This is a genomic window from Streptomyces sp. CB02400 (genome assembly GCF_001905725.1).
Taxonomy (GTDB): Bacteria; Actinomycetota; Actinomycetes; order Streptomycetales; family Streptomycetaceae; genus Streptomyces; species Streptomyces atrovirens.
The window spans coordinates 318,327-331,913 of record NZ_LIWB01000003.1; the positions used below are offsets into that span (position 1 = coordinate 318,327).

Annotated in this window: 8 protein-coding genes; 5 read left to right on the forward strand and 3 right to left on the reverse strand. The window is 72.6% G+C overall.

Going from position 1 to position 13,587, the window contains the following annotated elements; all coding sequences use genetic code 11:
- The first annotated feature begins 384 nt into the window (after nt 1-384).
- The 3 genes from AMK33_RS09550 (at nt 385) to moeZ (ending at nt 3,386) form a co-directional block, all read left to right on the forward strand.
- Nucleotides 385-1,401, forward strand: coding sequence for an NAD-dependent epimerase/dehydratase (locus tag AMK33_RS09550; RefSeq protein WP_073932347.1), 1,017 nt, complete (start codon nt 385-387; stop codon nt 1,399-1,401).
- Nucleotides 1,389-2,144 carry a spherulation-specific family 4 protein gene (locus AMK33_RS09555; protein WP_073932348.1) on the forward strand — a complete coding sequence of 252 codons (756 nt, stop codon included), beginning with the start codon at nt 1,389-1,391 and terminating at the stop codon, nt 2,142-2,144. Before AMK33_RS09550 ends, AMK33_RS09555 begins: the two co-directional genes overlap by 13 nt.
- Nucleotides 2,145-2,207: 63 nt before the next feature.
- The gene (gene moeZ, locus AMK33_RS09560; RefSeq protein ID WP_073932349.1) at nt 2,208-3,386 is read left to right on the forward strand and encodes an adenylyltransferase/sulfurtransferase MoeZ; all 1,179 of its coding nucleotides are present in this window, start codon (nt 2,208-2,210) and stop codon (nt 3,384-3,386) included.
- Between the two features lie 71 nt (nt 3,387-3,457).
- Here moeZ and AMK33_RS09565 read toward each other — a convergent pair whose 3' ends face one another.
- From AMK33_RS09565 to AMK33_RS09575, 3 genes are all read right to left on the reverse strand, one after another.
- Complete coding sequence (locus tag AMK33_RS09565) at nt 3,458-4,960, reverse strand: alpha/beta hydrolase (RefSeq protein WP_073932350.1); 1,503 nt, start codon at nt 4,958-4,960, stop codon at nt 3,458-3,460.
- 138 nt (nt 4,961-5,098) lie between these two features.
- Nucleotides 5,099-6,649, reverse strand: coding sequence for an alpha/beta hydrolase (locus tag AMK33_RS09570; protein WP_073932351.1), 1,551 nt, complete (start codon nt 6,647-6,649; stop codon nt 5,099-5,101).
- Between the two features lie 69 nt (nt 6,650-6,718).
- The gene (locus AMK33_RS09575; RefSeq protein ID WP_073932352.1) at nt 6,719-9,394 is read right to left on the reverse strand and encodes a lysylphosphatidylglycerol synthase transmembrane domain-containing protein; all 2,676 of its coding nucleotides are present in this window, start codon (nt 9,392-9,394) and stop codon (nt 6,719-6,721) included.
- A 185-nt stretch (nt 9,395-9,579) separates the two neighbouring features.
- Between AMK33_RS09575 and AMK33_RS09580 the strand changes: the two genes are divergently transcribed.
- Nucleotides 9,580-9,966 carry an MGMT family protein gene (locus AMK33_RS09580; RefSeq protein WP_073932353.1) on the forward strand — a complete coding sequence of 129 codons (387 nt, stop codon included), beginning with the start codon at nt 9,580-9,582 and terminating at the stop codon, nt 9,964-9,966.
- A 257-nt stretch (nt 9,967-10,223) separates the two neighbouring features.
- Nucleotides 10,224-13,532, forward strand: a complete 3,309-nt coding sequence (locus AMK33_RS09585) for an ATP-dependent helicase (RefSeq protein ID WP_073932354.1) — start codon at nt 10,224-10,226, stop codon at nt 13,530-13,532.
- The last annotated feature ends 55 nt before the right edge of the window (nt 13,533-13,587 follow it).

Here is a 13,587-nt window from a genome sequence, read left to right on the forward strand (position 1 = left end):
GCCGTCGCGCCCACCAGTGCCGCCCCAGCGGCACGACTGCCCGTGGAGGGCGGGGCATGTGGCTGCCCGCGGGAACGGCGGGTGGCGGCACGACTGCCCGCGGTCCACGCGACGGGTGGCCGCGTACGGCGCGGAGGGGACGGTGCGGAGGCGGCCGCCCGCAGCGGCTGGCGCGTCCGCACCCCGCACCCCCTCCAGCAGGCCGATTCCGCGCCAGTCCGAGGACGGACACCCCCGACGCGGCCCCGCCCCACCCACCGCCCGTAGGCGCCCGCGCCGCAGCGACAACGCACTCGCGCTCACACCCGCACCCGCACCCGCACTCACACCCGCATCTGAAGGAGAACCCCACATGACCACCCCGGACGCCGAAGGAGTCGCCCGATGAGAGTCCTCCTGATCGGAGCCAACGGCTACATCGGCCGCTTCGTGGCCGACCGCCTCCTCGCCGACCCCGCCGTCCAGCTCACCGCCCTCGGCCGCGGCGACGACGCCGACGTCCGCTTCGACCTCGCCACCGGCAGTCCCGGCGCCCTCACCCGCTTCCTCGACGCCGTCCACCCCGGCGTGGTCGTCAACTGCGCCGGCACCACGAGAGGCGGCGCCCGCGAACTCACCCGGCACAACACCGTCGCCGTGGCCACCGTCTGCGAGGCCCTCCGCCGCAGCGGCTGCGGCGCACGGCTCGTACAGATCGGCTGCGGCTCGGAGTACGGCCCCAGCCAGCCCGGCTCGTCCACGGCGGAGGACGCCGTCCCCCGCCCCGGCGGCCCCTACGGCGTCAGCAAACTCGCCGCCACCGAGCTGGTCCTCGGCTCCGGCCTGGACGCCGTGGTCCTCCGGGTCTTCTCACCCGTCGGCCCCGGCACCCCCGCCGGCTCCCCCCTCGGCCGCCTCGCCGAGGCGATGCGCCGCGCCATGCAGTCCGGCGACAGCGAGCTGAAGCTCGGCGGTCTCGGCGCACAACGGGACTTCATTGACGTCCGCGACGTGGCCCGCGCCGTCCACGCCGCCTCCCTCTCCGCCGCGCAGGGCGTCATCAACATCGGCTCGGGCCGCGCCGTCCGCCTCCGCGACGCCGCCGGAATCCTCGCCAGGGTGGCCGGCTACGGCGGCGCCCTCAACGAACTGGACACCCCCCCGGGCCCGCACCCACCGCACGTACCCCACCTCACCCACACACCCCACCCCACCACCCCCATCCGCACCACGATCGGCCATCCCCGCCCCGACCCCGACCACCACACCGCCACCCCCGTCGCCTTCCCGTACCCCGACGGCTGCGGCAGCTGGCAGCAGGCCGACGTCCGCACCGCCCGCGACCGCCTCGGCTGGCGCCCCCGGATCAACCTCGAGGAGTCCCTCGCCGACATCTGGATGGAGGCGGCATGCCGTATCTGACCAGCGTCAAAGCCGGTACGGCGAGTACCGACGTCCGCACGGGCTTCGGTGTCCCCGGCCTCGCGCACCCCCTCGTCGCCCCGACCGAGTGGAGCGAACTCACCCGCCCGGGCATCCCCCTGCACTGGGTCGTCCTCGACGTGGCCGAAGGCCCCGGCACCCGACCCGACCCGCGGTGCCTGGAGGCGGCCGGCCGCCTCCGCAACGCCGGTGTCCGCGTCCTCGGCCACCTCGACACGGCGTACGGCCTCCGTACGTTCGGCGAGGTGCTCTCGGACGCCCACCGCTTCATGGACTGGTACCAGGTCGACGGCTTCCTGCTGGACCGCTGTCCCGCCGACCGAGCCGCACTCCCCGAGGTCCGGCGCACGATCACCACACTCCGGGCGCTCCATGACGCCCACATCGTCCTCGGCCACGGCACCCACCCGTACCCGGGATACGCCGAGCACGCCGACCAGCTGGTCACCTTCTCCGGCCCCTGGAACGACTACCGCTGGTCGCAGGTGGCGGAGTGGACCGCCGACCACCCGCCCGAACGCTTCTGCCACTTCGTGCACGGAGTGCCCCGCCCGCACCTGGACGAGGCCCTGCGCATCGCCCGCTGGCAGGGCGCCGCGACGATCTACTTCACGGACCACACCCACCACGCGGGTCACCGTGCCCGCGCTGCCCCCTGGGAGCCCCTGCCCGGCTACTGGGACGACATCGTCTCGCTTATCGGAACGGGTGTCTCGGAATGAAAAAGGCCATGGCACTGTTAGGCGAAGAACAACCGTAGTGATTGACCGACCAACGGAGTCCCCGTGTCGCTGCCACCCCTGGTCGAGCCGGCCCCCGAGCTCACCGTAGACGAGGTCCGCAGGTACTCCCGCCACCTGATCATCCCCGATGTGGGGATGGACGGGCAGAAGCGGCTGAAGAACGCCAAGGTGCTCTTTGTGGGCGCTGGTGGCCTGGGTTCGCCGGGTCTGATGTACATGGCCGCGGCGGGCGTGGGCACGCTCGGCATCGTGGAGTTCGACGAGGTCGACGAGTCGAACCTGCAGCGCCAGGTCATCCACAGCCAGTCCGACATCGGGCGCCCCAAGGCCGAGTCCGCGCGTGACACGATCAAGGGCATCAACCCGTACGTGAACGTGGTCCTCCACGAGGAGCGGCTCGAGGCCGACAACGTGAAGGACATCTTCAGCCAGTACGACCTGATCGTCGACGGCACGGACAACTTCGCGACCCGCTACCTGGTCAACGACGCCTGCGTGCTGCTGAACAAGCCGTACGTGTGGGGCTCGATCTACCGTTTCGACGGCCAGGCGTCGGTCTTCTGGTCCGAGCACGGCCCCTGCTACCGCTGCCTCTACCCGGAGCCCCCGCCCCCCGGCATGGTCCCCTCCTGCGCCGAGGGCGGCGTCCTGGGCGTGCTGTGCGCGTCCATCGGCTCCATCCAGGCCAACGAGGCGATCAAGCTGCTCGCCGGCATCGGTGAGCCGCTGGTCGGCCGGCTCATGATCTACGACGCCCTGGAGATGCAGTACCGCCAGGTCAAGGTCCGCAAGGACCCCGACTGCGCGATCTGCGGCGACAACCCGACCGTCACCGAGCTGATCGACTACGAAGCCTTCTGCGGCGTCGTCTCCGAGGAGGCCCAGGCGGCGGCCGCCGACTCCACGATCACTCCCAAGCAGCTCAAGGAGTGGATCGACGACGGCGAGAGCATCGAGCTCATCGACGTCCGCGAGCCGAACGAGTTCGAGATCGTGTCCATCCCGGGCGCCCGCCTGATCCCCAAGAACGAGTTCCTCATGGGCAACGCCCTGGAGAGCCTCCCGCAGGACAAGAAGATCGTCTTGAACTGCAAGACGGGTGTCCGCAGTGCGGAAGTCCTCGCCGTCCTGAAGTCCGCGGGCTTCGCCGACGCCGTCCACGTGGGCGGCGGCGTGATCGGCTGGGTCAACCAGATCGAGCCGGAGAAGCCGGTCTACTGACCGACCCCGGTACGAACACGAGCCGACGCGGGGGCTCCGGGCACCACGAGTGCGCGGAGCCCCCGTCGTCGTCATGAGCAGATCTTGCCGTCCTCGGGCACCGTGCCGTCCAGCAGGTACGCGTCCACCGTGGAGTCGACGCAGTCGCTCCCGCTGCCGTACGCGCCATGGCCCTCGCCCTTCCAGGTGAGCACCACACCGACGTCCTCGCCCAGCTCGTCCGCCATCTTCCGGGCGCCCTCGTACGGCGTGGCCGGGTCGCCGGTGTTGCCCACGACCAGGACCGGTGCCGCGCCCGGCGCGCTCACCTCCGGGGTGTCGAACTGGCCGGGAACCGGCCAGTCGTGGCACCAGCCGGCCGTGTCCCAGCCGAGGAAGGGCCCGAACACGGGCGAGAGCTCCTCGAACTCGGGCAGCAGCTCCTTCGCTTCCTCCAGGGTCGGCCGCTGCTTGTCGTCCAGGCACGATATGACCCGCTGGGAGTGGGTCGTCGTGCCGTAGCTTCCCGAGGCGTCACGTTCGTTGTAGCCGTCGGCCAGCGCCAGCAGCTCCGTGCCGTCGCCCTCCTCGGCCGCCTCCAGCGCGCTGGTCAGCACCGGCCAGCTGGTCTTGCTGTACAGGGGCAGGATGATGCCGGTCAGTGCCAGTGTCTGCGTCAGCTCGCGCCCGGACGACGACGTCGGCAGCGGGTCGGAGTCGATCCGCTCCAGCAGCTCCGCGATCTCCCGCGAACCCTCCTCGGGGTCCCGCCCGGTGGACTTCAGGTAGTTGTCGAGGGCCGTCTGGAAGCCCCGGGTCTGGTTCTTGGCGTGGCCCACGGTGTCGGCGCTCGGGTCGACCACCGCGTCGAGCGTCATCCGTCCCACCTTCTTCGGGAAGAGATGGGCGTAGACGCCGCCGAGTTCGGTGCCGTAGGAGATGCCGAAGTAGTTCAGCCGCTCGTCGCCGAGGGCCTGCCGGATGCGGTCCATGTCGCGAGCGGTGTCGGTGGTCGAGACGTGGGCCATCAGCTTCCCGGCGGTGTCCTGGCAGCCCTTGCCGAAGTCGGTGGCGTCCTGGAGGAACGTCCGCTCCTCGGCCGGTGTGTCCGGGGTGCCGTCCACCGACGACTCGGCGGCCTGGATGCTCTTGTCGTCGCGGCAGCGGATGCCCTCGCTGGCGGCGACCCCGCGCGGATCGAAGCTCACCAGGTCGTACCGCTCGCGCAGCTCGGAGGCCGTGGCGGCGTAGGACGGCATCATCGACACGCCGGACCCGCCCGGCCCGCCGAAGTTGAACAGCAGTGAGCCCAGGCGGTCGTCGCCCGTGGCCTCGGCCCGGATCAGCGCGAGCCCGATCGTGGAGCCGTCCGGCTTCGACCAGTCCAGCGGTACCCGGAGGGTGGCGCACTGCCACTCCTCGTCCGGTGCGGGGGCGTCCTCGGAGGCCTGGCAGCGCCCCCAGTCGAGTGCCGCCCCGCCGCTCTTGTTGTCGTCGTTGCCGGAGTCGTCGTCCGACGAGCCGCTGCCGCTGCAGCCGGCCGTCAGCAGCGCGGCGGCGACCGTCAGGGCCGTCCACCGTGTGAAACGGGTCATGTGCCATTTCCCCCCTCGCTGGCCGTCCGCACCGTGCCGCGGATGGCGGTCAGGCCATGGTAGGCAGATCCACCGCTCGCCGGGGCGACCTGTAGATAACGCTCTGACCTGCGGTTATGTGCTGGACCGCGGGTCCGCTCACGAACAGACGGTCCCGGACGCCGGTACCTTCCCGTCCAGGAGATAGCCGTGCACCACGTCCTGCACGCACGCGTTCTCGCTGTTGTAGGCCCCGTGCCCCTGCCCTTTGTACGTCAGCTCCACACCCACGCCCTCACCGAGCGCCCGCACCATCCTGCGCGCCCCCTCGTACGGGGTGGCCGGGTCGCCGGTGTTGCCGATCACCAGGATCGGAGCCGCGCCGGGGGCGTGGACATCCGGATGCTCGGCGGCCCCGGGCACCGCCCAGTCGGTGCAGCCGACCATTCCCCACGCCAGATACTCCCCGAACAGCGGGGACGCGGCCCGGAACTCGGACAGCCGGCGCTCCACGTCCTCAGGGGTGTAGCGGGGTTTGTCGTCGGCGCAGTTGATGGCCACGTTGGCCGGGACGAGGTTGCTGTACTCGCCGTTCTCGCCGCGCCCGTTCATCGAGTCGGAGAGCACCATCAGAATCGTCCCGTCACCGTCGTACGCCTGCTCGAGGCCGTCGGTGAGGAACTCCCAGAAGTCCTGGGAGTACAGGGCCTGCACGATCCCGTTGGTCGCGGCGGTCTGGGTCAGTTCGCGCGGGAAGACGCCGGGAATGGGCGTGCGGTCGAGGTCCTTCAGCAGTTCGGCGATACGGTCCTTCACGTCCTGCGCGCTGTCGCCGACGGGGCACTCCTCGGTCCTCGAGACGCAGTCCTCGGCGTAGTTGTCGAGTGCGAGCTGGAACCCCCGCGCCTGTGCGAGCGAGCCCTGTTCCGCGGTCTCCGTGGGGTCGACGACCGCGTCGAACACCGCGCGCCCCACCTTCTCCGGGAACAGGTGGGCGTAGACGCCGCCGAGTTCGGTGCCGTAGGAGATGCCGAAGTAGTGCAGTTTCTCGTCGCCGAGGACCTGGCGCAGCAGGTCCAGGTCGCGGGCGGCGTCCGTGGTGCGTACATGCGGCAGCACCCGCTCGGAGTTCTTCTCGCAAGCCGCGTTGAACTCCTCGGTGTCGTCCAGGAGTTCCGTGCGCTCGGCGGCGTCGTCGGGGGTGGCGTCCTGCTGGAAGTACGCGTCGAGTCGCTGGTCGTCCAGGCAGGTCACGGGTGCGCTGCGGCCGACCCCGCGGGGATCGAAGCTCACCAGGTCGTAGCGGGTGCGCAGGGTCGCGTAGTCGTCGCCGAACGCGGGCAGGGTGGTGACGCCGGAGCCGCCCGGGCCACCGAAGTTGAAGATCAGCGAGCCGATCCGTTCGCTCGCCGAGCCGCTCGACCTGACCCGGATCAGCGCGATGCCGATGGTGTCGCCCTCGGGGTCGTCCCAGTCCAGCGGCGCCTTCATGGTGGCGCAGCTCCACTCGCCCCGGCCGCCCGGCAGGGGCGACGGGGAGGAGCCCCCGCCCTGCGCCTCGGACGGAGCCGGGCAGTCCTTCCAGCTGAGCTGCTGCTCCGTCAGGTCCTCGGCCTTGTCGTCGTCCTCACCGCAGCCCGCCAGCAGCGCGGGCAGCAGTGCGGCGCAGACGGTCAGAGCGACGGCACGCAGACGGAAGGGGCGGGGCATGGTCCCATCCTGCGGTCGCCCGGAGCGGGACGCGCGGGACACGGGCCGTACGAGGTAAGGGGCCCTCGCTCACAAGGCCGCCTTGCGCGTGAGGTGGTTGAAGGCCAGCCAGCCCGGCAGCACCGGCAGCCAGAGCGTCAGGAGCCGGAAGAGCAGCACCGCCGGCGCGGCGACCTCCTTGGGAAGCCCGACCGCGATGAGACCGACCGTGAGGGTCGCCTCGACCGCGCCGACACCGCCCGGCGTCGGGGCCGCCGACCCCAGTGCGTTGCCGGCGAGGAAGACGACGGCGACACTGGCGATGCTGACCGAGGTCGTCTCGTCGCCGAACGCCCGGATCGAGGCGTCCAGGCACATCACGAAGCAGGCCGTCAGCAGCAGCATGCCGCCGATGCCGGTGATCAGCTTCTGCGGCCGCTGCAGCACGTCGAGCATGCGCGGCACGACACCCGCGAAGAGCGACCGCACGCGCGTGACGACGAATTTCCGCAGGAACGGCACCGAGGTCACCACGAGCACCAGCACCGCCACCGTCAGCAGGCCCCCGATCACCGCGCGGGACGGCGAGAGGGAGGGCGTCTTCTCGGTTCCGGTGAGATAGCCGAAGGCCAGCAGCATCAGGATGTGGCAGCCGAGCCCGAAGAGCTGCGACGCGCCGACGCTCGCCACCGCGAGCCCCGGCCGCACCCCCGCGCGCTGGAGGAACCGCGTGTTCAGGGCGACCCCGCCCACCGCGGCCGGAGCGACGATCTTCACGAACGACCCGGCGACCTGTGCCACCACGGTCCGCACGAACGGCACCCGCTCGGGTACGAACCCGAGGAGGGCCATGGCCGCCGCGACGTAACTGGCCGCCGAGAACAGCACCGCCGCGACCACCCAGCCCCATTCCGCGTTCTCGATCAGCGGGCCGAACTCGATGTGGGTGAGCTGCGTCAGCAGGAAGTACGCGCCGATCGCACCGGCGATGAAACTGATCAGGGTCCGTGGCCGGACCCGCTCCAGGCGGGCGGGTTCCACCGGGGCCTGCGGCCTGATCCGCAGCACCTCGTGCCGGATCTGGGTGAGCAGGTCCTCCTCGCGCGCCTCCTCCATGGCTTCGTCGACGGCCCGCTTCTCGGCCCGCTGCTCCGCGCGTACGGCCTTCTTGTCGGGCTTGTCGAGCACGACCTGGTGGGCGCCGTGCTCCGCGCGGGCCGGCTTGGACTGCCGGTAGGCCTCCAGGACCGCCTCGCGTTCGCGTTCCGCCCGCTCCCGGGCCAGCTGCCGCAGCGTCCCGCGCGTGGAGCGGCTCAGCGCGATGGGCTGGAGCATCGGCAGGCAGTCCGCCACGGTGTCGGGGCCGAGGACGCTCAGCGCGGAGGCCACCGCGCGTTCGGCACCCACCCTGAGACCCAGGGTCACCAGCAGCTGGGAGGTGTCCATGCGCAGCAGCAGATCGCCGGCCGCGATCTCGCCGCCGCGCAGATCGGTGAGGATCACCGTGCCGGAACGATCCACCAGGATGGCGTCGCCCACCAGCCGGCGGTGCGCGATACGGCGGGACTGCAGGGCCCGTACCTGGTGCCAGGTGTCGCGCAGCAGTTCGTCGGTGATCTCCTCGTCCGGCAGCGAGTCGAGGGTGCGCCCGCCGCTGTGCTCGTAGACGAGCATCACCGCGTCGGGGCCGAGTTCGGAGGTCGCGATCAGCTTGGGCGCGTTGGCGCCGGCCGCGATGGCCGCGTAGGCCAGCAGCGCCTCCTGCTCCAGTGCCTGGCGCAGCGACTGCAGGCTGCTGCGGGTGGCGAAGCCCCGCAGGGCCAGGTTGCGCCACGCGCGGTAGAAGAATCCCTGTGCCTGCTGTTCACGGTCGACCACCGTGACGTCCAGCGGCGGACCGTCCTCCAGGGTGACGAAGTACCGGCGCCCCCGGTCCCCGGCCTCGGAGGCGTCGCCGGACTCCACCCGGGACGCGGTCACGGGGCGGAAGCCGACGGTGCGCAGGCCCGCCATCAGGGTGCGGCCGGTGGGGCGCACATTGGGCGAACCGACCGCGTAGAGGGTGCCGTAGGCGACGGTCCAGCCGATCAGGACCGTCAGGATGATCGAGAACGGTGTGGTGTACCCGGTGACGAGCATCGAGAAGGCGTCGAGGAGCAGCACCACCCACAGCACCGCGCGCCACCGGGGTCTGCGGGACATCCCGACGGCCGTCATGTACGCGATCACCGGGGCCAGATAGCCGTGCACCGGGTCGGTCAGGGCGTGGATGTCGCCGGGGGAGGGCTGGGTGAGAGCCTCCTGGATCGAGTCCGGAGCGGCACGCGCGACCCACAGGTCGGTGGCGAGTGTCACACCGTGCGCGAGGACGGCGGCGAGCACGCCGTCGGCGATCCGCAGCCCGTCCCGTTTGATCAGCCGCTCGATGGCGAAGGCCACCGGCACCAGGAGGATCGCGATGCTGGAGGCCAGACCCGCGATCTTGATGAGCAGGTCGGGCGCCTGCCCGGTGCCCTTGTTGATGTCCTGCTCCAGGCCCGAGGTGGTGCCGTGGGCGAACGCGGCGATCGCCAGCAGCACCACGACGGCGAGCACGCCCGCCAGGAGCCGCATGAGGTCGGACGGGCGGTGCACCCGCGCGGGGAGCAGCGGCTCGTCGCCCTCCACCTCGTCGATGTGCGCCGTCTCGGGGGCCGTGGTGTCCGGGCGCGACGAGGCGTCAGGGGTGCCCTCCGTGTCCTCGGGGTGCGCGCCCTGCTGCTTCATCGTCTCTTCTCGATCTTGTATCACCAGTCACCGCCCGCACGATGGTGGCATGCCGTACCGGCACAAGGGGGCATCAGGGTCGGAACGCGGGCCGCACAGTCTGCCCGAAGCGCCGCTCCGGGGCGAGCCGTGCGCACGCGCGCGAACGCGTCACGTTGTCGGTGGGGTGGGGCAGGATGGGCCGGATGAGCCAGGAGAGCCTTCCGTCCGACGGCGGCCCGGAGCACCCGGACGCCCTGCCCGAGTACGCCGAGCGGGTCCTCGAGGTGACCGAGCTGATCCCACCGGGACGTGTCATGACATACGGGGACGTGGCCGAGTGGCTGGGGGAGGGCGGTCCCCGGCAGGTCGGGCGTGTGATGGCCCTGTACGGGGGAGCGGTGCCGTGGTGGCGTGTCGTCCGCGCGGACGGCGTGCTGCTGCCGGGCCACGAGCTGAGAGCCCTCGGCCACTACCGCGTGGAGGGCACGCCCCTGAAGGAGGCGGGCCGGGCCGCGGAGGGCCATGTGCCGCGCCTCGACATGAGGCGCGCGCGGTGGGACGGCGGCGGGTACACCGAAGGTCACACCTGACAGCTTCCGCCCTCGCGCACGCCGCCGTGCGACCTCTGATCCCTCGAGGTGATACAGGGCACATTCGTGGCATGACGTACGTTCGTGAGGCAAGGGACATGTGCGGCCGGAGTGCCCGGAGGGAAGAAGCGGAAAGCCTGCTTCCGCACTTTTCACCGGCGTAGCGTCGGCTGCGCGTGCCCCCTTCACCTCACGCCCACCGCCCCGCACGCGCGGCGAACGGCCCCCCAGCACACCCACCAGGACCGGCGAACCACGTGAGCTCCTCTTCCTCCACCAGCGGCCTGTCGCACCCCCAGGTGCGGCGGGGGAACCGTGGCGCTTATCGACTGGTGCGTACCCCGCCCGCTCGGGTGAATCCCCCTCGCATGGACGCCGCACAGCGCTCCGTGGTTGAGCACACGACCGGCCCGCTGCTCGTTCTCGCAGGTCCGGGCACCGGCAAGACCACCACCCTGGTCGAGTCCGTGGCCGCGCGGATCGCCCGTGGCGGGGACCCCGAGCGGATCCTGGTGCTGACGTTCAGCCGCAGGGCGGCCGTCGAGCTGCGCGACCGCATGGCCCTGCGCATCGGGGCCGCGCGCGCCCCGCAGGCGACCACCTTCCACTCGTTCTGCTACGCCCTGATCCGCGCCCACCAGGACAGTGACCTCTTCGTGGAGCCGCTGCGGCTGCTGTCGGGCCCCGAGCAGGACGTCACCGTCCGCGAGCTGCTCGCCGGCCAGGTGGACCTGGAGCGGCTCGGGCTCGCCCATGTGCGCTGGCCGGACGAGCTGCGCGCCTGCCTGACCACCCGCGGCTTCGCCGACGAGGTCCGCGCGGTGCTCGCCCGCAGCCGCGAGCTGGGGCTCGGCCCCGGGGCCCTGGACGCCTTCGCCCGCCGCATCGGGCGCCCCGACTGGCGCGCCGCCTCCGCCTTCCTCGCCGAGTACCTCGACGTCCTCGACCTGCAGGGCGTCCTCGACTACGCCGAACTGGTCCACCGCGCGGTGCTCCTCGCCGGCCGCCCGGAGACCGCCGGACAGCTGGCCGCGCGGTACGACGCCGTCTACGTCGACGAGTACCAGGACACCGATCCCGCCCAGGTACGGCTGCTGCGCGCCCTGGCCGGCGGACGCACCCTCGTCGCCTTCGGCGACCCCGACCAGTCGATCTACGCCTTCCGGGGCGCGGACGTGGGCGGCATCCTGGAGTTCCCGCACACCTTCCCCCGCGCGGACGGCCGCCCGGCCCCGGTCGAGGTGCTGCGCACCTCCCGGCGCTCCGGCGCCGCCCTGCTGGAGGCCACCCGGCGGGTGACCCGGCGCATGCCGCTGCCCCGCCTGCCCGCCGAGAAGGTCCGCGCCCACCGGGAGCTGACCCCGGACCGGGACGGCGGCCGGGTCGAGGTGTACACCTACCCGACGTCCGGCACGGAGCTGGACAACATCGCCGACATCCTGCGCCGGGCGCACCTGGAGGACGGCGTTCCCTGGAAGGACATGGCCGTCCTGGTCCGGGCCGGCGCCCGCACCCTCCCCGCCGTCCGCCGCGCGCTCACCTCGGCGGGCGTCCCCGTGGACGTCGACGGCAACGACCTGCCCCTGCGCCACGAACCCGCGGTGGCCCCGCTGCTGACGGCCCTGCGCGCGGTGGCGACGGCGGAGGCGGACGACCGGGAGGACGCGGGGGCCGGCCCCGAAGCGGAACCGTGCTGGCTCGACACCGAAACCGCCCTCGCCCTGCTCACCTCCCCCCTCGCCGGCATGGACGCCGCCGATCTGCGCCGCCTCGGACGGGCCCTGCGCGAGGAGGAGCGGGCCGGGGGCAACCCGCTGCCGCCGCCCTCGGACGAGCTGCTCGCGCGTGCGCTGGCCGAACCGGAGCGGCTCGCCGTGCACGACCCCGCCTACGCGCGGGGCGCCCAGCGTCTCGGCGGCCTGCTGCGCCGGGCCCGCGAGCGCCTGGCGGGCGGCGGTACGGCCGAGGAGGCCCTGTGGGACCTGTGGGACGGCACACCGTGGCCCGGGCGCCTGGAGCGCGCCGTCCGGCGCGGCGGCGCGGCCGGCCGCAACGCCGACCGGGACCTCGACGCCGTGTGCGCGCTGTTCGCGACCGCCGCCCGCGCGGAGGAACGCACCGGCGGCCGGGGCACCCTGAACTTCCTGGAGGAGATCGAGGCCCAGGACATCGCCGCCGACACCCTCACCCGGCGTGCCGCCCGCCCCGACGCCGTGCGCCTGATGACCGCGCACCGCTCCAAGGGCCTGGAGTGGCGCCTGGTCGTCGTGGCCGGCGTCCAGGAGGGCCTGTGGCCGGACCTGCGCCGCCGCGGCTCCCTGCTGGAGGCCGACCGGATCGGCCGCGACGGACTCGCCGAACCGCTCACTCCCGGCGCGCTGCTCGCCGAGGAGCGCCGCCTGTTCTACGTCGCGGCCACGCGCGCGCGTGAACGGCTCGTCGTGACGGCCGTGAAGGCGCCCGCCGACGACGGCGACCAGCCCTCCCGCTTCCTGACCGAACTCGGCGTCGAGCCCAAGGACGTCACCGGGCGCCCCCGCCGCCCCCTGGCCGTCGCCGCGCTCGTCGCCGAACTGCGCGCCACGACGGTCGACCCCCGGGTCTCCGGCACCCTGCGGGAGGCCGCCGCCCAGCGGCTGGCCCGGCTCGCCGCGCTCGCCGACGAGGACGGCCGCCCCCTGGTGCCGTCCGCGCACCCCTACCGCTGGTGGGGAATGTTCGAACCGACGGCGAGCAAGGTGCCGCTGCGCAACCGCGACCAGCCCGTCGTGCTCTCCGGCAGCGCCCTCGACCAGCTCGCCAACACCTGCGCCCTGCAGTGGTTCCTGGGCCGTGAGGTGAAGGCCGACGCGCCCGCGACCGCCGCCCAGGGCTTCGGCAACGTGGTGCACGTCCTCGCCGACGAGGTGGCCTCCGGGCACACCCCGGCCGACCTCGACGTCCTCATGGAGCGCCTCGACTCGGTGTGGAACGCGCTCGCCTTCGACGCGCCGTGGAAGTCGGCGCAGGAGAAGGAGCACGCGCGCGTGGCGCTCGAACGCTTCCTCGAGTGGCACGTCATGGACCGCGCCGGACGCACCCCGGTGGCCAGCGAGCACGACTTCGACGTCACCCTCGAAGCGGGCGACTACGAGGTCCGCATCCGCGGCCAGATGGACCGCGTCGAGACCGACGGCGAGGGACGCGCGTACGTCGTCGACTTCAAGACCGGCAAACAGGCGCCCAGCGCCAAGGAGGTGCAGCGCCACCCCCAGCTCGCCGTCTACCAGCTCGCCGTCGGGGAGGGCGCCGTCGACGACGTCTTCGACGGCGCGCGTCCCGAACCGGGCGGCGCCGAACTCGTCCAGCTGCGCCAGGGAGCCGCCAAGCGGGACGGCGGCGAGACCCTGCCCAAGGTCCAGGCCCAGGAGCCGCTCGAAGGGGAGTGGATCGGCGACCTGCTGGCCACGGCCGCCGGGAAGGTCCTCGACGAACGGTTCGGCCCGACCGCGGGCCAGCACTGCGCCCACTGCGCGTTCCGGGCCTCGTGCAGCGCCCGGCCCGAGGGCCGGCACGTGGTCGAGTGACCGGAGTGACGCATCGCACCACCCGCGCCGACCTGCGGTTCTCCGCTCCCGGAGC

Excerpts from the sequence above, each read along its gene's own strand:
- AMK33_RS09570 (WP_073932351.1), bottom strand. The coding sequence starts at position 6,649 with ATGCCCCGCCCCTTCCGTCTGCGTGCCGTCGCTCTGACCGTCTGCGCC.
- AMK33_RS09565 (WP_073932350.1), bottom strand. The coding sequence starts at position 4,960 with ATGACCCGTTTCACACGGTGGACGGCCCTGACGGTCGCCGCCGCGCTG.
- AMK33_RS09550 (WP_073932347.1), top strand. The coding sequence starts at position 385 with ATGAGAGTCCTCCTGATCGGAGCCAACGGCTACATCGGCCGCTTCGTG.
- AMK33_RS09555 (WP_073932348.1), top strand. The coding sequence starts at position 1,389 with ATGCCGTATCTGACCAGCGTCAAAGCCGGTACGGCGAGTACCGACGTC.
- AMK33_RS09580 (WP_073932353.1), top strand. The coding sequence starts at position 9,580 with ATGAGCCAGGAGAGCCTTCCGTCCGACGGCGGCCCGGAGCACCCGGAC.
- AMK33_RS09575 (WP_073932352.1), bottom strand. The coding sequence starts at position 9,394 with ATGAAGCAGCAGGGCGCGCACCCCGAGGACACGGAGGGCACCCCTGAC.